Genomic DNA, 21453 nt, shown 5'->3' on the forward strand with positions numbered 1-21453 from the left:
CTCATGAGAAAAATTATTTATCTAGGTATTTTCGCATCGCTACTTTTTTGTTCTTGCTCTTTGCGGTTTTTAAATGGTAAAAATAAAGCTTACAAACCACTACCTTTTAAAGAACAAATTAGTCATCCTGACAAAATCGAGGAGGCTTACGATTTCTTAAAGAATAAAACCGAATATGATGCTTTCGTAGCTATTAAAGACGACAGTATACTAGCCCAATGGGGCGAAGTAGATTTGCCTATTATGACTCATTCTGCCCGAAAAAGTATTATCAGCGTTTTGTATGGAATAGCCATAGACAAAGGTATCGTCCGGCTAAATCAAACACTTGATGAATTGGGAATTGATGACAAAAAAGCTCCTTTGACAGCCCTTGAAAAAACCTGTACGATTAGAGATTTGCTGATGTCGAGGTCGGGTATTTATCTTGAAGCCTCTGGCGAGACGAAAGAAATGAAGGCATCGCGTCCGCAAAGAGGAATGCATAAGCCTGGCGAGTTTTATTATTATAATAATTGGGGGTTTAATGTATTAGGGACGATTTTAGAGACCCAAGCCAAGATGAGTATTGGGCAAATGATAGAGGAATGGCTTGCAAAGCCCTTAGGCATGGAAAAATTCAGGGCGAATCATGTGACTTATAAACAGCCTTCCTTTTCTGAACATCAACAATATATCATTTATATGACGGCCGCCGACTTAGCCCGAATAGGACTTTTGGTATTACACGAGGGAAAATGGCGAGGCAATCAAATAGTTTCGTCGCAATGGATTAAAGAAAGTACTGTATCTTATTCAGCAGTAAAAGACAATGAGCCAATGGATTATTATGGTTATTTGTGGCTGATTGACCAAGACGATAAAACCATCTGGGCATCGGGTTGGGGAGGACAATTTATGATTATTGACCCACAAAATCATTTAGTAGTCGTTTCCAGAAATGATACTGGTCGTTCTTTGATGCAACAAGGACTATTTATGTGGAAAGGTAAGCAAGGGCTTAGGATGCATCATCAATTACTTTACCATTTGATGGTAGATGCTCAATAACTTTGGATGAGTATCTTGTAAATCTTTGAAACGGTTGTCAACATTCTGTAGAAATAGAGAAACAAGGGAATCAATTCCTTTATAGAATTCAGTGTTTTATTTTGTTCGGATATTTTGTATTTACCCAAGTTAATAAAAAGATATTGCACTTCGCTTTTGTATTTAACTAAGAATCAGTAATTTTGCACCCTAATTTATTAGGATAAAGGAGTACATACACGAGAACCTATATTGGTTATTCTGTTTTGTATGTAAAAATTAACCTAAGAAAAACGATAAAAAACAAATAATCAACATATTAACAATGGCACGTGATTTAAAGTACACAAGAAACATTGGTATTGCTGCCCACATTGATGCGGGTAAAACAACAACAACTGAGCGTATTCTTTACTATGCTGGTGTAAGCCACAAAATTGGTGAAGTTCACGACGGTGCAGCAACAATGGACTGGATGGAGCAGGAGCAAGAAAGAGGTATTACAATTACTTCAGCTGCAACTACTGTAGGCTGGAAATACAGAGAACAAGATTACCACATTAACATTATCGATACTCCAGGTCACGTGGATTTTACCGTTGAGGTAAACCGTTCGTTACGTGTATTAGATGGTCTTGTATTTTTATTTAGTGCCGTTGATGGTGTTGAGCCTCAATCTGAAACTAACTGGCGTTTAGCAAACAACTATAACGTAGCTCGTTTAGGTTTCGTTAACAAAATGGACCGTTCGGGTGCTGACTTCTTGAATGTTTGTAAGCAAGTAAAAGAAATGTTAGGTTCTTATGCTGTGCCTTTACAATTACCAATCGGTTCAGAAGATACATTCGAAGGTGTAGTTGACTTAGTTAACTTCCGTGGTATCAAATGGAACGAGCACGATAAAGGAATGACTTTTGAAGTTGTGCCTATTCCTGAAGATATGATTGAAGAAGCGACTCAATACCGTGAGAAATTATTGGAAGCAGTAGCTGATTTTGATGAGACTTTGATGGAGAAATTCTTTGAAGATCCAGAATCAATTTCTGAAGATGAAATTTTAGCCGCTCTTCGTGCAGCAACGATTGGTATGAAAATCGTTCCTATGCTTTGTGGTTCTTCTTTCAAAAACAAAGGTGTTCAAACGATGTTAGACTACGTGATGGCATTATTACCTTCACCATTAGACAGACAAAACACTATTGGTACAGATCCTCGTACTGAAGCTGAAATCGTTCGTCACCCTACAGTTAATGATCCATTTGCAGGTTTAGCATTCAAAATTGCAACTGACCCTTACGTAGGTCGTTTATGTTTTGTTCGTGCTTATTCAGGTGTATTAGAGGCAGGTTCTTATATTTTGAACAACCGTTCAGGAAATAAAGAGCGTATCTCTCGTATCTTCCAAATGCACGCTAACAAGCAAAATTCTATCGAAAGATTAGAAGCTGGTGATATCGCTGCGGTTGTTGGGTTTAAAGACATCAAAACAGGAGATACTCTTTCTGATGAAAAACACCCAATCGTTCTTGAATCAATGGTATTCCCTGAGCCAGTTATCGGTTATGCAATTGAGCCTAAGAAATCAGCTGACCAAGATAACTTCTCGAAAGCTATCGGTAAATTAATCGAAGAAGATCCAACGTTAAAAGTTGAATCTAACGAAGAAACAGGACAGACTATCATCAAAGGTATGGGTGAACTTCACCTTGAAATCATCATCGACCGTATGCGTCGTGAATTCAAAGTAGAAGTAAACCAAGGTGCTCCGCAGGTAGCTTACAAAGAATCATTGACGAAATCTACTGAACACCGTGAAGTTTACAAAAAACAATCGGGTGGTAAAGGTAAATTTGCCGATATCGCATTTGAAATCGGACCAAGAGAAGATGGTAAAGAAGGATTGGAATTCATTAACGCAATCGTTGGTGGTGTTATTCCAAGAGAATTTATCCCTTCAATCCAAAAAGGATTTGATGCAGCAATGAAAAATGGTGCTTTAGCTGGATATCCAATGGATTCAATGAAAGTACGTTTATATCACGGTTCTTTCCACGATGTCGATTCAGATGCGTTGTCATTCGAAATGGCGGCTCGTTTGGGTTACAAAGAAGCAGCTAAACAAGCTGGTGCTAAAATCATGGAACCAATCATGTCAGTAGAAGTAGTTACTCCTGACGAATACACTGGACCAATCACTGGTGACATGAACCGTCGTCGTGGTATGATGAAAGGTATGGATTCTAAGCAAGGTGCTGTTATCTTGAAAGCTGATATTCCATTATCTGAATTGTTCGGTTATATTACAGACTTACGTACTATGTCTTCTGGACGTGCTACTGCAAACTTAACTTTCTCTCACTATGAATTCGTGCCACAAAACTTGGCTGATGAAATCGTGAAAAAAGCGAAAGGATTGTAATTAGTAACAGTTTGCTTTAAATATAAAAACTCCCTTAAAATTGATTTTTGAGGGAGTTTTTTTGTTTGAATAAGTTTTTATAAATTTATCCACAAGCATATACCAAGTAATAATGAAAGAATATTTAAGCTACCAAAAATTTTCATCTAATGATGAGGCCATGTTATTTATAGAACTTGTGAAGGCAAATAACATTAGATTTAAAGTTGAAGACACCTCTCAAATTTTTAACCCATCAATGGCAAATAATAAGCATGAGATGAGTATAAGCATTTTAGTTCATGCAGATGATTTCTCTAAATTGGATACCATTTTAGAAAATCAAACAGCGTTATCATTAGATGATTTTGATAAAGACCATTATCTATTCAGTTTTAGTGAAGAAGAGTTAAAGGATATTCTGAGAAAACCTGATGAATGGAGTCTTCAAGACCGTATTCTTGCTCGATTAATTCTTGAAAAAAAGCAGATAATATTTTCAGATGAGCAATTGATAGATTGGAAGAATAAACGTTATAAGTTCTTAGAAAGTGAGAAAAGAAAAAATGATACAGGAAGTCATAACAATTTAATTTCAGTATTGAGTGAGGCGAGAGAAGGATTTGATACTTGGCAACAAAAAGAGATACTTACTGATGGGGCAGAAGCCCCAGTTGCAGACGAAAAAAATAGAAAAAATGGACTCTTAAAATTCGTTATAGTAGCTGTAATAGCTATCATTATTATCTTATTCAAAATATTCAAACGAATTCATTGAGCATTATTTTAATAATAAAATCATGGTTTTGAAGCCTTTCGATGATTGCATATTGATTGTTACCTGATTTTTGATTTTGTATTAATAAGTTGTTCCGTTAAACTTTATACTAGATTTTGCCCTCCCCTCAAAAAACACAATTCTTTAAACTTCCCAGGCGTGATGCCTACATGCTTTTTGAAGATGATAAAAAAGTAATTGGTACTGCCAAAACCCGCCTTGAAACAAGCATCGCTAATATCATTTTTGGTTTCAGCTAATAATTCCTTTGCGATTTTTATTCGCTCTTGATTGATAAAATCAACAGGTGTAATGCCTAGTTCTCTTTTGAATTGACGAAAGAAGTTAGGCTTGCTCATACAAGCCAAATCACAAAGCTTTTCGATATTCAGTTTCTCGGTGATGTGTTCTTTGATATATTGAATCACGAAGGCAAAGCGATTCGTATTAGCGTATTTCTTATAATTATCTACAATCAATACCCTTGCTTGGGTCTGCATGAGTCTGATTAACAATTCATTAATCATGAAATTGGCAAATAAGTCTTTTGCTGAATTGGTTTCGGTAGAAACTTTTACAAGGCGGTCAATGGTATTGCTGACTTCCAACGAGTTTTTTAAATGGAAGGTATCTAAGTCTATCTGCCAAGATTCATGTTCTTCTACTTTGGCATATTTTTCATTTAATAGATTGACTGTTTCTTTAATTTGCTCACTTTTAATCGCAAGAGCCATACATTGCGTAGGATTCGAGAAATCAGCTTCTGGGAAATCTATCTTCATTTCCTCATTAGCAGGTACAATTACTGACTCGCCAGGGAGGTATTCAAAACCTTGTTTATCAAATAAATGCATTACTTTTTTCCCACGAAACATCGTAGTAAGCACAAAGCTATTGAATTTTAAACGGACGTCTTCACTTTGCTGATGAGTCTCGAATATATTCAATTCAAAATTATCCAATGAATATACAGTACGGTTCTCAACGAGCGTAATTAAATCCTTTACCGGCTTTAATGCTGGTGACTGGGGCTTATGAATCTGTTTCATTTTACTTTGATTGAACTCAATGGTTAATGGCAGCACAAGTGCTGTAAAACTTTATTTACAATAATACTAAGATGAGTTTACCCATGCAATTTGCTAAATATTAAATGATACAATTGTCAATTTTAATGATACTATTATCATGTTTATGGCAATAATTCAATATTATGTCTAAAAAATACTATGATACAATTGTCAAGTTTTGTGATATAAAAGTAAATAGTAATAGTAATAATTCAAGATAAATTTGTAAAAAATAAATCACGAAACGAATTTAATTTTTATTATGGAAAATCTTGAAGCAGAAGCTCCTGTAACTGCGAGCTCAAATACCGACAATCTTATAGCAAGACCAATTTTTAGAAATCAATACGAAAACTTTATCGGTGGAAAATGGGTAGCACCAGTAAAAGGACAATATTTTGAAAATCCTTCGCCGATTGATGCTAAAATTTTCACTAAAGTACCTCGTTCGACAAAAGAAGATGTTGATTTAGCCTTGGATGCCGCTCATGAAGCTTTTGCTACTTGGTCTAAAACTTCGGCAACAACACGAAGTAATATACTGCTAAAAATTGCAGATATTATCGAGCAAAACCTGATGTATTTAGCTACCGTTGAAACCATTGACAACGGTAAGCCAATTAGAGAAACGATTAATGCAGATTTACCTTTAGTAATTGATCATTTCCGTTATTTTGCTGCTTGTATCAGAACTGATGAAGGTTCGGCAGCAGAGCATGACCCCAATACACTTTCTTTGATTATCCATGAGCCTATCGGCGTAGTTGCTCAAATTATTCCTTGGAATTTCCCTCTTTTGATGGCTACTTGGAAAATGGCTCCTGCTTTGGCAGCTGGGTGTACGATTGTGATGAAGCCAGCAGAGCAAACGCCTGTAAGCATTTTGTGTTTATTAGAATTGATTCAAGATGTTTTACCTGCGGGCGTATTGAACGTAGTAAATGGCTTTGGTTTAGAGGCTGGCAAGCCTTTGGCAAGCTCTACGAGAGTAGCAAAGGTTTCCTTCACAGGAGAAACTACGACAGGTCGTTTGATTATGCAGTATGCTTCTGAGAATATTATTCCTGTAACAATGGAATTGGGTGGAAAGTCACCGAATATTTTCTTCCCAAGTATCATGGATGCCGACGATGATTTTTTTGACAAATGCTTGGAAGGTGCTACCATGTTTGCCTTAAACCAAGGTGAAATTTGTACTTGTCCTTCAAGAATCCTTGTACACGAATCAATTGCTGATGCCTTTATTGAAAGAGTCATTGAGCGTGTGAATGCTATCAAAAAAGGTCATCCATTAGACATGACTACGATGATTGGTGCGCAGGCTTCGAACGACCAATACGAGAAAATATTATCATACTTAAAAATCGGAGCGGACGAAGGGGCAGAAACACTTTGTGGAGGGGCTGCGCATTTACAAAAGGGTGATGCTGCTAATGGGTATTATATTCAACCGACGATTTTGAAAGGACATAATAAAATGCGTGTTTTCCAAGAAGAAATCTTTGGCCCTGTAGCTGCCTTAACGACTTTTAAAACGGTGGAGGAAGCCATCGAAATTGCTAATGATACGCTGTATGGTTTAGGGGCTGGTGTGTGGACACGTGATGCGCATGAATTGTATCAAGTACCAAGAGCTATTCAGGCTGGTCGTGTTTGGGTAAATTGCTATCACGCATATCCTGCTCATGCTCCGTTTGGTGGATACAAAAAATCTGGATTTGGTCGTGAAAATCATAAAATGATGCTAGATCATTATCGTTCTTGCAAAAATATGTTGATTTCTTATGATAAAAAGGCATTAGGGTTCTTTTAGGGGCTATCGGCTTTCGGTCATCGGCTTTCAGTAATATGTTTGCTTGCAGGAAGTAAAAAGCCGACTTCTGATGACCGATAGCTGAAAGTTCACTCCCGAAGACTGAAAGCTGAAATCCGACGACCGATAACCATTTAATCATAAAATTCATGGACAAAACCCCAAGAGTATTGGTTACTGCCAAGGCAGAGGAGTTAATTGACCGCCTTCGTAAGGAACATGGTCCTATTATGTTTCATCAAAGCGGAGGGTGTTGTGATGGTTCTGCTCCCATGTGTTTTCCTGTTGGTGAATTTAAAACAGGTGCTAATGATGTTTTATTGGGCGAAATTCATGGGTGCGAATTTTTTATGAGTGCCTTTCAGTTTGAATATTGGCAATATACGCAGTTAACATTAGATGTTGTTGAAGGGAGAGGAGCTAGCTTTTCTTTAGAAATCCCTTTGGGTCTGCGGTTTATTATTCGGTCACAAGTGTATAGCGAAGAAGAATTACAAAATCTAAGTACAGTTTCAACGGGAGAATAAGTTATTAATCACTAGGGAGGGACTTAAGTCCCTCCCTAGTGATTAATAGCTGTATATAGGAAAGTTTATTTACACTGGCATCAATAAACCATTTTTAGTAAGGAGTCTCAAATAATGAAGATTTATTCATTGTTTGAGACTCCTTTATTTTATCGATTTCTGTCATTAATCGCCAACGAATACTAATCTCTTCAAAATATTGTTTTGTTTTGTTTTCTTTTTGCTCAGAGCCTTGTTAGCTTTGCAAATCAACCTTTGTAGCAATCCGCACAGATGCTTTTAATCATCAAGGGATGGTCTGGGCTAATAATAGATACTTGAACTAATTGTCTTAGTAAAAGTATTTCTTCTCTTAATATTTAACATGACAGAAATACCTGCTTTCAAAAAAGGTTTACCCACACAAATTGCCGTATTGGGCGGTGGTAGTTGGGCAACGGCTATCATCAAAATTTTAACCGAAAACAATGTCAAAGTAAAGTGGTGGCTTCGCCGTAAATCGGATGTTGATTTTATTAAAAAATATAATCACAACCCTAGCTATTTAACAGATGCATTGCTTAACCCAAGAAAAGTAAAGGCATATTATAAAATGTACGATGCCCTCTATGGGGTAGATTATGTGATTTTGGCCGTACCCGCAGCTTTTGTGCCTGATGCATTGAAAAACCTTACGCGTAATCATTTTGCAGGGAAAAAAGTTGTATCAGCTATTAAAGGGATGATTCCAGATGAAAATATGTTAGTAACCGACTGGATGGAAAAAGTATTTGGTGTACCGCTTACTCAAATGTGCGTAATTGCTGGTCCTTGTCATGCTGAAGAAGTAGCGTTAGAAAAGCAGTCATATTTAACGATTGGCTCGCCCAATATCAATTTAGCCCAAGAGTTTTCTAACTTATTGAGTTGCAGATATATTCAGGCAAACCCTATTGCAGATTTATACGGCGTTGAATACTGTGCAGTAATCAAAAATATTGTAGCAATGGCTTGTGGTATCACCCACGGCTTAGGTTTTGGAGATAACTTTCAGGCGGTGATGGTTTCTAATGCCATGCAGGAAATTAAACGCTTCTTAGACTATGCTTATCCGCAGGCCTCGAGAGATTTGAATAATTCAGGCTATTTAGGCGATTTACTGGTAACGGCTTATTCGCAGTTTTCAAGAAACCGTACTTTTGGAAATATGATTGGGCGTGGGTATTCGGTTAAATCAGCACAGATAGAAATGAATATGGTAGCGGAGGGATATTATGCCGTGAAGAGTATTCATCAAATTAACGAGAAATATGGCGTAGATATGCCAATTATTGATGCAGTCTATAAAATTTTATATGAAAGAGCTGCGCCAGTAGCCGAAATCAATATTTTGAAAACATATTTGAAGTAGGATTTGAAGATTTGAGAATTTGAAGATTTGAAAATGATTAAATACCGAGTGGGTTACATTCATTTTCAAATCTTCAAATCAACAAATTTTCAAATTAATTATAAAAGCCCTCTGATTTTATCAGCCGTTGCTTTTAATTCTTCTTGCGATGGTTTCAGCTTCTCTCTTGTAAAATTAATATCATTCATCGTATTCAAAGGAATTAAATGAACGTGAGTATGCGGTACCTCCAAGCCAATAACAGATACGCCAATTCTTCGGCATGGAATAGCTTGTTGTAAAGCTGGAGCAATCTTTTTAGCAAAAATCATTAGACCTGCCAATAAATCATCGTCTAAATCAAAGATATAGTCTATTTCTTTTTTGGGAACTACTAAAGTATGTCCTTCGGCAAGTGGCATAACATCCAAAAATGCAATGAAGTTTTCGTCCTCCGCAATTTTATGGCAAGGAATCTCGCCATTGATAATTTTAGTGAATATTGTTGGCATGGAAAAATTTGTTTAAGCTATCAGCTTTGAGCATCAAGCTTTGAGATTTTTAAATTAATATTAATGATTTTCTTGAGAGAGATTGATGATTTAGAACTCTAAAAGCTCAAAGCTCACGGCTCAAAGCTAATAGCTAAAAAGCTATTTAAACCATCCTGCATACATGATATAATTATTGGCGGTTCTCATAAATACCTCTGCTGCTTCTGGAGAAATATTCTTTAAGAATTTGGCGGGATTACCTGCATAAATAGTTCCAGCGGGCACACGTGTATTTTGTGTAACGATAGCCCCTGCTGCAATGATTGACCCAGTTTCTATCACAGCCCCATCCATCACGATAGCACCCATACCAATCAATACTTTATCTTCAATCGTACAGCCATGCACAATAGCATTATGGGCAATAGAGACATAATTACCAATGGTTGTTTTGGTTTTCTGATAAGTACAATGGATAATAGCGCCGTCTTGTATATTAGAATTATCCCCAATTGAAACGCTATTAACGTCTCCTCTGATAACAGCATTGAACCAGACGGTACAATTTTTCCCGAGTGTTACATCACCAACAACGGTAGCATTTTCGGCCAGCCAACAATTTTCGCCCATAGTAGGCGATACTCCTTTTACAGGTTTTATTAAAGGCATTCTTTTAAGATTAAATTAAATACAAAAACCTTCTTCTTGGTAACAAATATACAAACTAACTGAGCTTAGGCAATAAAAAAAGGTTGTTCAGTGAAATACCAAACAACCCCGAATTAATGTAAAATATAATTGTTTTTGATTGAAAATAATACATTTTAAGATTACTCTTTGATGTCAAACCTGCCATCTTTTAAAGCGACTATTTCAGCAGGATTTTCTTTGTTTTGAAAAGTTACGTTAAAAGTACCCGAATAGATTTTTGAAACAGGGTCAAAACGAATAATATTCACTTCGTTTTCACAACTTTGACAAATAGCGTATTGAGAACAATTGCCGTCTATACACTTTTGATAAACACTCGCAAAAGGTGTAAACTCTACAGCATTTTTAGGGAAATATTTCATGAACTGGTATTTGCCAGTATCCTGAACATTATTAATCATAAAGCTAATCGACTCTAAAGTATTTTGATTAGTTACGGTTAATCTGAGTGTCGTATTTTGATACTTACCCCATACTACTGGAGCTGGCTTAAAATTCGGGTTGGCTTGGTATCGCTGAAAGGGTGTCCAGATAGTTCCATTAATTTTTGCACCAAAAGTTTGTTTTCCAATCTGAGTAATTTCGGGCAATGCATCTGGATGGACATAGTCGTTCATCTCACAGCTAAGGAGTGAAAATGACAGCATAAAGATGATTAAGTACCGATTTTTTCTCATATAAAGCACCCTAAGAAATCCAGTTTTGCGAATTTATAAATAATCTTTAATTAAAATGCACTAATCTAAGAAATTTATTTTAAATTATTTTAAGAATACGTTTTACGCTAAAAATATACGTAAAAAAAGACTATGTTGAGAAATCGTTGATTATAAATATTTTTTTTAGTAAATCATTTTCGTCTTTTGTCAAAAAATAAATCTAAAAAACATGAAAAAAATCATTTTAGCATTATTCCTATCAATATTCTTTATGTTGGATGGAACGGCTCAATTAACAGTTCCACCCAACGGTGGAAATAAAATGGCTTCTATTAGCGAAAGGATAGGATTAACAGATGTAACAATTAATTATCACCGCCCTGGTGTAAAAGGACGCGAAGGTAAAATTTGGGGGCAATTAGTGCATTATGGCTTTGCAGATTTGGGTTTTGGCACATCTGTGTCGGCACCTTGGCGAGCAGGCGCTAATGTAAATACAACGATTAGTTTTTCAACACCTGTAAAAATTGAAGGACAAGCACTCCCAGCTGGTAAATATGGGTTGTTTATGGCAGTACAAGAAAATGAGGTAACAATTATTTTTTCAAAAAATGCTACGTCGTGGGGAAGCTATTATTATGATGAAAAAGAAGATGCTTTACGCGTAAAAGTAAAACAACTAAAAGATCAACCTTTAGTTGAATGGCTAAAGTACGAGTTTGTTGACCAAACTGAAAAATCGGCTACGGTAGCTTTGTTATGGGAAAAATGGAAGATTCCTTTCAAGATAGAAGTTGATGTACATGCTGTTGTTTTGGCTTCTATGCGTGATGAACTGAGAGGTGAAAAGGGCGGTACTTGGCAAACTTTAAATCAAGCAGCTAACTATTGTTTACAAAACAATGTAAACTTAGAAGAGGGATTGTCATGGGCAGAACGCTCTATTACCGAACGCTATGTAGGCGACGCAAATTTTACCACATTAAGTACAAAAGCTGAAATCTTGAAACTGTTGGGCAGAACAGCCGAAGCTGAAACGATAATGAAAGAAGCTTTACCCAAAGGAAATATGCTGGAAATACATCAATATGCCAGAGCATTATTGAAACAGAAAAAAACACAAGAAGCCTTTGAAGCATTTAAACTCAATGCCAGTAAAAATCCAAATGAATACACTCCTTTGGTTGGTTTGACAAGAGGATATTCCGCTTTGGGAGATTATAAAAATGCGTTGAAGCAAGCAAAATTAGCCATAGCCATTGCGCCAAATGATGTAGAAAAAGATAATGTCGCCAAAATGATTAAAACACTTAGCGAAGGGAAGGATATTAATTGAATTAATCAAAAAGGGTAAAAGTCTATCGAACTTTTACCCTTTTTGATTAACAGTTACCATTATTTTGTAAGGCTTGCGTATTCCTTGGCAAAGTATGTCAATATTACTTTAGCGCCTGCTCTTTTGATAGAAGTCAAGCATTCAACCATTGTCTTGGTGCCATCCAACCAGCCATTTTGCGCAGCAGCCTTTACCATAGCATATTCGCCAGAAACGTTATAAGCAGCAATTGGAATATCAAAATTATCATTCAACGATTTGATAACATCCAGATAAGCCAAAGCAGGTTTCACCATCAAAAAGTCTGCTCCTTCGCTATAATCAAGTTCTGCTTCAATTAAGGCTTCACGCACATTGGCAGGGTTCATCTGATATGTTTTTTTGTCCCCAAATTTAGGCGCAGAATCTAACGCATCACGGAAGGGACCATAAAATGCGGAAGCATACTTCGCAGAATATGCCATAATGGAAACATTGATAAAGCCTTTGCTATCCAGTGCCTCACGGAGTACTCTTACTCGTCCATCCATCATGTCTGAGGGACCAACAATATCAGCACCAGCTTCTGCTTGAGCCACCGTCATTTTTGCTAAAATCTCTAAGCTTTCGTCATTCAGGATATTTCCTTTTTCATCCACATATCCATCGTGTCCGTCTGAAGAATAAGGGTCCATCGCTACATCCGACATAATGGCGATTTCAGGAAACTTACTTTTAATTTGATGAATGGCTTCTAAATAAACATTTCCTTGGCGATAGCTTTCAGAGGCAATTTTATCTTTTTTGTCTTCAGGCAATAATGGAAAAAGTGCAATAGAACGAATCCCTAGGTCCTGAACAACAGACATTTCTTCTAATATCTTATCAATAGAATACCTGTAAATGCCAGGCATTGATTTTACTTCGCTAGTTAGGTTGTTGCCTTCCATCACAAACATCGGGTAGATAAAATCATTAACCGATAAAGTTGTTTCTTCTACCATCGCACGAATAGCTGCTGACTGGCGATTTCTTCTGGGTCTTCTTAGCATAATTATAATTGTTGTTCTCTGGTTTTGCTGATTTTATTCAGCCACAAAGTTCGTAAAACCTTCGAACAAATTTTGGAATATTTTAACTTTAATATTTACCTGATGATAGAAGTATTTACGTGTTTGTTGATTATAAACCTAGATTTTTACGTTTTATAAACAGTATCATAGATATTGCTCTATCTCTTTTACAACCACGATAAAGTATTATTTTGTTCAGTTATTCAGCAAAAAAACTAAAAAAACGAAAACATTTATCCTTAAAAAGAGTAAATATGATGTTAATTACTACATAATATCAAAAGCGTTAAATATTAATTAGAATTAAGCACAAAATTGTCCTCATTCTTTTAGATTTGTATTCGATTTATCAGCAATGTGTATTACTTTTAGGATAAGTATATATAATAGTAACAACATTTAAAGACAGTCTTGTATTTCATTATAAGCATTTTTATAAATAAATATAGATTACAAAATATTACTTTGGCTTGAAATAGTAATAAAATTTAGGCAAAAGTAAAATTGATTTTATTTTAATTTTTCTTGAAATATGAATATTACTTACGTTCATATTTGTAAACAGAAAATATTCTAAAACTTAATACCGACGAATGGAAATTCAAAACCCTCTCACATCATCCGCTAATAAGCAAAAAGTTTTAATTGAAATTGCTTGGGAAACCTGTAACCAAGTTGGTGGAATCTACACCGTAATTCGTACCAAAGTGCCATCAATGGTTGAAAAGTGGGGTAATAATTATTTTTTGTTAGGGCCATATTTTCCACAAACAGCTTCTGCTGAATTTGAACCTATTCACGATTTGGACGATTCAATTTTGGGTAAAACCATTCAGAAAATGCGTTCGATGGGTTTGGGCGTACATTATGGATATTGGTTAGTAACAGGAAAACCTAGAATTGTATTGTTTGATTTAGCTACAGTTGCTGATAGACTTAATCAGATAAAAGCAAATCTGTGGGATAAACATCAAGTATCAACGCTACATGTTGAAGATATCGTAAACCAAACAATATTGTTTGGAGAAATGATTCGTATTTTTTTAACAGAATTGGCCAATGATCAAGGAAATAAAACGGAAATAGTTGCTCATATTCACGAATGGATGTCGGCTACTTGTATTCCTGATTTGAGAAAAGATAATGTTAAAATCGCTACTGTTTTTACTACCCATGCTACCATGCTAGGGCGTTATTTAGCAGGAAACGTACCTGATTTTTATGATAAATTACATACATTCAATTGGCTAGACGAAGCTCGTCATTATGGTATCGAAGCCCAAGCCACCATCGAACGCTTGGCCGCTAATATGTGTCATGTAATGACAACGGTGAGTGATGTAACTGCCAGAGAATGCGAGTTCTTGTTGGGTAAAGTACCAGACTTGATTTTACCGAATGGATTAAATATTACCCGATTCTCGGCTATGCACGAACATCAAAATTTACATACGCTTTTTAAAGACCGTATCAATGAATTTGTGATGGGGCACTTTTTCCAGAGTCAGCCTTTTGATTTAAGTAAAACACTTTACTTTTTTACGTCGGGTAGATACGAGTTTTCAAACAAAGGCTATGATATTACTTTAGAAGCCTTAGCACGTTTGAACTGGAAAATGAAACAAGCCAAAATAGATAAAACGGTTGTGATGTTTTTTATTACTAAACAGCCTTATCATTCTATTGACCCTGAGGTATTACAATCAAGAGCGGTAATGGACGAAATTCATGAAACTTGTAATGCTATTGAAAAACAAATAGGCGAGAAACTTTTCAACGCTTCGGCTTCGGCAACAGATTTACAGATGCCAGATTTGAACGGCTTCATTGATGAATACTGGCGTTTGCGTTTGCGTAGAACCATTCAAACTTGGAAAACTAACAAGCGTCCGAAAGTAGTAACACACTTGTTGAAAAATGAAGATGGGATTACGGATTATACCAAAAAAGCAAATCTGATGAACAATCCTGATGACAAAGTAAAAATTGTTTATCACCCAGACTTTATCGTTTCGACAAACCCACTTTTTGGGCTTGATTATGGACAATTCGTAAGAGGTTGTAATCTTGGGGTTTTCCCAAGCTATTACGAACCTTGGGGTTATACGCCGCTTGAATGTATTGCCAGAGGTGTTCCTACGATTACTTCAGACCTATCAGGCTTTGGTGATTATATGATGCAAATCATGCGTGACTATGAACAATGGGGCGTAATGGTAGTAAACCGTAAAACGCAAGATTTCCACAAAGCCGCAGAACAACTTTCAGAGATGCTTTTGAAATTTGTAAAACAGTCGCTTCGTGAAAGAATTACCCAGCGAAATCGTGTAGAAAGTATTTCTGATACATTTGATTGGAGCAACCTACGAGCATATTATGATACCGCTCAGGACTTAGCCTTAAAGAGAAGAAAATAAGAATTAATAGGAAGTCGGCCGTTGAAAGCTGACTTCTGTATTTTTAGCATAGCGTCGCCCTATTATTTGCTTACTTGATACATTCAATAAATTCTATTAAGTTTGTAAATAGACAATCTCTAATTTTAAAGCCGACATTCTTAACTTATGGATATTCTTAATGAAACAATCGCTTGGTTGATGAAGAGACGTTTGCCCCGTATCCAGTCTTTTATGGAACGACCTATGGAAACGCAGGAAGATATGTTTTGGAGTCTTATTGAGTCGGCAAGACATACAGAATGGGGAAAAAAATATGATTATCAGTCAATTTCTTCCATCAAGCAGTTTCAAGAAAGAGTACCCATTTCAAATTACGAAAGCCTTTATCCTTATATTGAAAGAATGATGCGTGGAGAACAAAATGTTCTGTGGCATTCTGATATTCAATATTTCTCAAAATCTTCTGGCACAACCAACGCTCGCAGTAAATATATTCCTGTTTCTAAAGAATCTCTGGACGATTGTCATTTCATGGGTGGAAAAGACATGATGACACTTTTGGTAGAAAACAAACCTGATACAGCCGTTTTTTCTGGCAAAGGTCTTTCTATTGGTGGAAGCTTGCAGTCTAATCAGTTAAATGCACGCACTTATTTGGGTGATGTCTCGGCTGTAGTCATGAAAAATCTTCCGATTTGGGCTCAACTCATTCGTACACCCTCTTTGGATGTTGCCTTGATGAATGTGTGGGAAGAGAAGATTCAAAAAATGGCGGAGGTAACCTCCCAAGAAAATGTTACGAGTATCTTGGGCGTGCCTACTTGGACTTTAGTGTTGATTGAAAAGATACTAGAAATTACGGGTAAAGATAATATCTTGGAAGTATGGCCAAATTTTGAGTTCTTCATTCACGGAGCGGTGGCTTTTCAACCTTATCGTGAAATGTTCAGTCATCAGGTTTTCCCATCTCCTTCTGTAAATTATCTTGAAATCTATAATGCTTCCGAAGGCTTTTTTGGGATTCAAGATGATTTCAACCGAAAAGATGAAATGCTTTTGATGCTTGATTATGGCATTTTCTATGAGTTTATTCCGATGGAAGAAATTGAGTTAGCTCATCCAAAAGCACTGACAATAGATGAAGTAGAACTTAATAAAAATTACGCCATTCTTATTTCGACTAACTCAGGGTTATGGCGTTATAAAATTGGTGATACTGTAAGATTTACTTCTCGTTACCCTTTCAGGATTAAAATATCAGGTAGAACGAAGCACTTTATCAATGCTTTTGGCGAAGAATTGATTATTGAGAATGCCGAAATAGCCATTACGCGTGCCTGCGAAGCAACGGGTGCTATTTTGAGCGATTATACTGCTGGCCCAGTATATATGGATAACAAGCAACAGGGCTGTCATGAATGGATTATTGAATTCTCGCAAGCACCAAACGACCAGCAGGTATTCAATGCGGTGTTGGATGAAACGCTAAGAGAAATCAATTCTGATTATGATGCCAAAAGATATAAAGATATGGTATTGAGTCCCCCTAAGGTAAATGTAGTACCGAAGGAGACTTTTTATGCTTGGATGCGTAATCGTGGAAAATTAGGCGGACAACATAAAGTACCAAGATTGAGCAACTCACGAGAATTTTTAGAACAAATTTTAGTATTGGCTAAAGAGGTTTGTGTGTGATAGTTTTGAGCCGTGAGCTATGAGCTGTCAGCCTTGGGCAATGAGCTGTCAGCCTTGAGCAATGAGCAACGAGTAATGAGCTTTTGGATGTCGGCTTTCAGCTTTCAGTTATGAGCTATCCCTAAAATCAAAAAGTCTTTAGTCTAGTATCTTTTGTCTAAAAATCTTAAAGTCCAAAATCCTAAAGTCTTAATACCTAAAGTCCCAACCCCCAAAGTCCAGAGTCCATAAAAAAAATGAAAACCCTTCTTCCAACAAATAAAGACGTATGTGTAAAAGGAACAATTTGGATAGAAAACCATGATGGTTCAGAGCGTTTTTTAGGCAAAGGACGAATTCAATTATTAGAACTGATTATTGAACACGGGTCAATTTCCAAAGCAGCCAAAGCAATGGAAATGTCTTATAAAAGAGCTTGGGATTTGATTACTTCGATGAATACTCAAGCAACCAAACCTTTTGTGATAACACAAGTAGGAGGTAAAAGCGGTGGAGGCACCATCGTTACGCCAGAAGGGCTCCAAGCCATTGAAGCTTACAAGTCTCTTCAAGCTCGTTTTCAGGCATTTCTCGCCCAAGAAAATCAAAAATAGTCAGTAGGTGATTTTTTCTATGTGATGGATTTATTGAAAAACGCTATATTTGTTGAAATATAACGTTTGATATGGATGCAACTTTCCTTTTGATGCTATTGCTTTTAAGCATAGTAGCATTTTTATATTCTTCTGTAGGGCATGGCGGTGCGAGTGGTTATTTGGCAGTCATGGCGATTGTTGGAGTAGCTCCTTCGTTAATGAAATCTTCGGCCTTGATTATGAATCTTGCCGTTTCCCTTTTCTCATTTTTTGGATTTTATCGAGCAGGGCATTTTAAGTTTAAACTATTCTGGCCTTTTGCGATAGCCAGTATTCCCTTGGCTTATTTAGGAGGAACCATGACCCTTTCAGATGCCATCTATAAGAAAATTCTAGCCGTTTGTATCCTCATTTCCATTGCACGTTTATTGTATCAGTTCAAACAAGAAGAAACCGAAAACAAAGAAGTACCACTTTGGGCTGGCTTGACTTCTGGTGGAATAATCGGTCTGTTGTCTGGCATGATTGGTATAGGTGGAGGCATCGTTTTGAGTCCACTTATGCTGTTGATGAAATGGGCAAAACTGAAAGAAACTGCGGCAGTTTCTGCACTTTTTATTTTTGTTAATTCTCTCTCTGGGTTATACGGACAAATTGCAAAAGGAAATATGCATATTCCAGAAAACCTACAATGGGCTATTTGTGCTACTGTTTTAGGGGGCTTACTAGGCTCGTACTTTGGAAGTCAAAAGTTTAACCTACCTACGCTTCGTTACTTGTTGGCTTTGGGACTAATAATTGCCTCTGTTAAATTGATATTTACTTAATAGCTTTTCGGCTACTTATCTAAACTTTATCTAATATTTTAACAACAACGTTACCTCTATGATAACAACCCTATTCAAATGTTTATCGTTATATTTTATAAAATATAATGCCTTTAAAACAAAATATTCCTTTTTACTGCTCGGTTTGGTCGCAATAAGTTTTACAGCACAATCTCAGAAAAAAATCCAACAAATAGTTTACAAAGATACTATTCGACAGTTATCAGAAGTAGTCGTAACAGCATCAAGAACGCCCGAAAGTGTGTTGAAATCGCCCATAAGTATTGCTTTATTGGATAATAGAACGATTCAAAATGCAGCCGCTCCTTCCTTTTATGATGCTATCGAAAACATCAAGGGTGTTCAATTACTGACGTCAAGTTTAGGGTTTAAAGTATATAATACCCGTGGTTTTGCAAACCCTACTAATGTACGATTTGTGCAATTGGTAGACGGTGTCGATAACCAAGCCCCTCATATAGGCTCGCCCATCGCTAGTGCTTTAGCACCTACCGATTTGGATGTTGACCATGTTGAGATTCTGCATGGAGCGGCTTCTGCCTTATACGGAATGAATGCACTAAATGGTTTGGTGAATATTTTCTCTAAAAATCCATTTGAGTATCAAGGACTTAGTTTTCAACAAAAAACAGGTGTCAATCATTTTAATGATAACAATGCTTCTGTACATATTTTTAGTGAAAGCTCCATTCGGTGGGCAAAAGCATTTAATAATATGTTTGCGACAAAAATCAATATTGAATACCTGACGGGCTATGATTGGATTTCGGATAATAACAGCGATTTAAACCCAAATGGGAATGCTAGTTTGAATCTATTTGGAAACGATAATCCCGCTTATGACGGTATCAATGGATACGGAAATGAATCGTCGAATAGAAGAAATTTGACTTTAGGGGGTAAACGTTATTCAGTAGCCCGAACAGGATATATGGAAAAAGAAATAGCAGATTTCTCTCTCAGAAATATTAAAGGGGACATTAGCTTATTCATTCGCCCTATTAAAAACTGGGAGATTGCTTATACTTATCGCTTCGGAGTATTAGATAATCTTTACCAACGCACTAACCGCTTTCGATTGAATGACTACCGTATCGACCAACATAGTGTTAGCTTAAAGACGCCCTCTATTCAAGCAAAAATCTATATGACTCACGAGAATACTGGACAGTCATATAACATTCGTTCAATGGCTGAGAATATCGACCGTAGTTTTAAAGGGGATGATGCTTGGTTTACAGATTTTACTAATCAATTCAATGCTAGTACAAGTGCAGGTAAAAGTGTTACCGAAGCATTACAATTAGCCCGTAGCCAAGCTGATAAAGGAAGACCTCAACCTCATACAGCCGAATTTGATGCCTTAATCAAGAAATTAGGCGATATTAATAACTGGGACATTGGTGCGGCTTTGCGCGTACAATCGTGGTTATATCATGCAGAAGCACAAGCAGATTTAACCCAGCAGTTATTAAGCAACTTACGAGAGAAATGGGGACTGAATATCCTAACAGGTATTGATTACAGAACGTTTGAAGTAGTACCCGATGGAAACTATTTTATTAATCCTACGAAACCTGATCAAAACCTGACTTATGATAAAGTAGGAGGGTTTGTGCAGTTAACAAAATTGTTTTTGAATGATAAACTCAAATTCAATGGAGCGTTGAGAGCAGATAAAAATCAGTATTTTGATTTACGATGGAATCCGAGAGTAGCCCTTGTTTACTCGCCTACTGACGACCAGAATATTAGGATTTCCTATCAAAATGCCTATCGTTTCCCAAGTCTTTTTGAGGCTTTCTCGAATGTTAATAGCGGAGGGGTAAAAAGAGTAGGAGGCTTACCAATAATGTCTCAGGGAATATTTGAAAACTCTTATTTCAAAACCTCTATCGATGCTTTTCAAACGGCTATTACCAACGATGTCAATAAAAATGGATTAACAACGGCACAGGCATTGGTTAAAAACAAAGGACTTTTGAAAAAGAATGATTATGGTTATATTCAGCCTGAATCAGTCAATAGTTTTGAGATTGGCTATAAAGGACAATGGTTTGATAAACGACTATACGTTGACATTGATTTTTATTATAATCAATACCAGAACTTTATGGCTCAGGTAGAAACAAATCTACCACTTACTGCTAGTGCAAATCCTGATTCAATCGCCTTTGCTTTGAACGACCGTACTAAAAATCAACGCTATCGTTTGTGGACAAACTCTAAAACAACAGTTTTCAATTATGGTGGAAGCATAGGGTTGAGTTATAGGGTTTATAAAACTTTTATGCTCTCGGGAAATGCATCGTATGCTCAGTTAGATCATAAAACTACCAACGATGGATTAGAAGAAGCCTTTAATACACCAAGATGGATAATGAATGTTTCGCTCAGTAATCGAAAAATCACAGAGCGGTTAGGATTTAATATCAACCTGAAATGGCAAGAAGAGTTCTTATGGCAATCGTCTCTAGCGACGGGCACTGTACCAGCCTATTCAACACTAGACGGGCAATTGACGTATGCTTTACCTACACAAAACTTGACACTGAAATTGGGAGGGACAAACCTTTTAAATAAGTATTATTATAACTTTTTAGCTGGGCCAAGTGTAGGGGGCTTTTATTATCTAAGTGCAACTTTTAATCTTTAGCATAGTTGTGGATTTGTGATTTAACGTTTTACTACAAAATCTCA

General features: G+C 36.5%; 17 protein-coding genes. 12 read left to right on the plus strand and 5 right to left on the minus strand.

Annotated elements, in window-relative coordinates; all coding sequences use genetic code 11:
• The first annotated feature begins 3 nt into the window (after positions 1 to 3).
• The 3 genes from AC1RNE_RS14255 (at position 4) to AC1RNE_RS14265 (ending at position 4205) form a co-directional block, all read left to right on the plus strand.
• A complete protein-coding gene (locus AC1RNE_RS14255; protein WP_492801675.1) occupies positions 4 to 1050 on the plus strand; it encodes a serine hydrolase domain-containing protein in 1047 nt (348 codons plus the stop codon).
• 304 nt (positions 1051 to 1354) lie between these two features.
• Positions 1355 to 3448 (plus strand): elongation factor G, encoded by a 2094-nt coding sequence (gene fusA / locus AC1RNE_RS14260; RefSeq protein WP_492801677.1) that lies wholly within the window; start codon positions 1355 to 1357, stop codon positions 3446 to 3448.
• Between the two features lie 112 nt (positions 3449 to 3560).
• Positions 3561 to 4205: a hypothetical protein gene (locus AC1RNE_RS14265; protein WP_492801678.1), complete on the plus strand. Its 645-nt coding sequence runs from the start codon at positions 3561 to 3563 to the stop codon at positions 4203 to 4205.
• A gap of 104 nt (positions 4206 to 4309) precedes the next feature.
• On the opposite strand, the gene AC1RNE_RS14270 is transcribed toward AC1RNE_RS14265, so the two are convergent.
• Positions 4310 to 5254 carry an AraC family transcriptional regulator gene (locus tag AC1RNE_RS14270; RefSeq protein ID WP_492801679.1) on the minus strand — a complete coding sequence of 315 codons (945 nt, stop codon included), beginning with the start codon at positions 5252 to 5254 and terminating at the stop codon, positions 4310 to 4312.
• A 283-nt stretch (positions 5255 to 5537) separates the two neighbouring features.
• On the opposite strand from AC1RNE_RS14270, the gene AC1RNE_RS14275 reads away from it, so the two are divergent.
• The 3 genes from AC1RNE_RS14275 to AC1RNE_RS14285 all read left to right on the plus strand — a co-directional run bounded on the left by AC1RNE_RS14275 (position 5538) and on the right by AC1RNE_RS14285 (position 9005).
• Positions 5538 to 7088 (plus strand): aldehyde dehydrogenase family protein, encoded by a 1551-nt coding sequence (locus tag AC1RNE_RS14275; protein ID WP_492801681.1) that lies wholly within the window; start codon positions 5538 to 5540, stop codon positions 7086 to 7088.
• A gap of 149 nt (positions 7089 to 7237) precedes the next feature.
• Complete coding sequence (locus AC1RNE_RS14280) at positions 7238 to 7615, plus strand: DUF779 domain-containing protein (protein ID WP_492801682.1); 378 nt, start codon at positions 7238 to 7240, stop codon at positions 7613 to 7615.
• Between the two features lie 364 nt (positions 7616 to 7979).
• The gene (locus tag AC1RNE_RS14285) at positions 7980 to 9005 is read left to right on the plus strand and encodes an NAD(P)H-dependent glycerol-3-phosphate dehydrogenase (RefSeq protein WP_492801684.1); all 1026 of its coding nucleotides are present in this window, start codon (positions 7980 to 7982) and stop codon (positions 9003 to 9005) included.
• Positions 9006 to 9103: 98 nt separating this feature from the next.
• On the opposite strand, the gene AC1RNE_RS14290 is transcribed toward AC1RNE_RS14285, so the two are convergent.
• From AC1RNE_RS14290 to AC1RNE_RS14300, 3 genes are all read right to left on the minus strand, one after another.
• The gene (locus AC1RNE_RS14290; protein ID WP_309920890.1) at positions 9104 to 9496 is read right to left on the minus strand and encodes an HIT family protein; all 393 of its coding nucleotides are present in this window, start codon (positions 9494 to 9496) and stop codon (positions 9104 to 9106) included.
• 141 nt (positions 9497 to 9637) lie between these two features.
• On the minus strand, positions 9638 to 10147 hold the full coding sequence (locus tag AC1RNE_RS14295; protein ID WP_492801686.1) for a gamma carbonic anhydrase family protein: 510 nt from the start codon (positions 10145 to 10147) through the stop codon (positions 9638 to 9640).
• 161 nt (positions 10148 to 10308) lie between these two features.
• Positions 10309 to 10866 (minus strand): Riean_0653 family protein, encoded by a 558-nt coding sequence (locus tag AC1RNE_RS14300; RefSeq protein WP_492801687.1) that lies wholly within the window; start codon positions 10864 to 10866, stop codon positions 10309 to 10311.
• Between the two features lie 211 nt (positions 10867 to 11077).
• Here AC1RNE_RS14300 and AC1RNE_RS14305 point away from each other — a divergent pair, with 211 nt between their 5' ends.
• Positions 11078 to 12184, plus strand: a complete 1107-nt coding sequence (locus tag AC1RNE_RS14305; RefSeq protein ID WP_492801689.1) for a DUF2911 domain-containing protein — start codon at positions 11078 to 11080, stop codon at positions 12182 to 12184.
• A 59-nt stretch (positions 12185 to 12243) separates the two neighbouring features.
• On the opposite strand, the gene hemB is transcribed toward AC1RNE_RS14305, so the two are convergent.
• The gene (gene hemB / locus AC1RNE_RS14310; protein ID WP_492801690.1) at positions 12244 to 13215 is read right to left on the minus strand and encodes a porphobilinogen synthase; all 972 of its coding nucleotides are present in this window, start codon (positions 13213 to 13215) and stop codon (positions 12244 to 12246) included.
• Positions 13216 to 13829: 614 nt separating this feature from the next.
• On the opposite strand from hemB, the gene AC1RNE_RS14315 reads away from it, so the two are divergent.
• The 5 genes from AC1RNE_RS14315 (at position 13830) to AC1RNE_RS14335 (ending at position 21409) form a co-directional block, all read left to right on the plus strand.
• A complete protein-coding gene (locus AC1RNE_RS14315) occupies positions 13830 to 15653 on the plus strand; it encodes a glycosyltransferase (protein WP_492801692.1) in 1824 nt (607 codons plus the stop codon).
• Between the two features lie 147 nt (positions 15654 to 15800).
• Positions 15801 to 17330: a GH3 auxin-responsive promoter family protein gene (locus AC1RNE_RS14320; protein WP_492801693.1), complete on the plus strand. Its 1530-nt coding sequence runs from the start codon at positions 15801 to 15803 to the stop codon at positions 17328 to 17330.
• 236 nt (positions 17331 to 17566) lie between these two features.
• Positions 17567 to 17923 carry a winged helix-turn-helix domain-containing protein gene (locus AC1RNE_RS14325; protein WP_492801694.1) on the plus strand — a complete coding sequence of 119 codons (357 nt, stop codon included), beginning with the start codon at positions 17567 to 17569 and terminating at the stop codon, positions 17921 to 17923.
• Between the two features lie 71 nt (positions 17924 to 17994).
• Positions 17995 to 18732, plus strand: coding sequence for a sulfite exporter TauE/SafE family protein (locus AC1RNE_RS14330; RefSeq protein ID WP_492801695.1), 738 nt, complete (start codon positions 17995 to 17997; stop codon positions 18730 to 18732).
• Between the two features lie 58 nt (positions 18733 to 18790).
• Positions 18791 to 21409, plus strand: a complete 2619-nt coding sequence (locus tag AC1RNE_RS14335) for a TonB-dependent receptor (RefSeq protein WP_492801696.1) — start codon at positions 18791 to 18793, stop codon at positions 21407 to 21409.
• Positions 21410 to 21453: the final 44 nt, after the last annotated feature.

The sequence above is a fragment of the Arcicella sp. GW822-FHT02H01 genome (assembly GCF_058802005.1).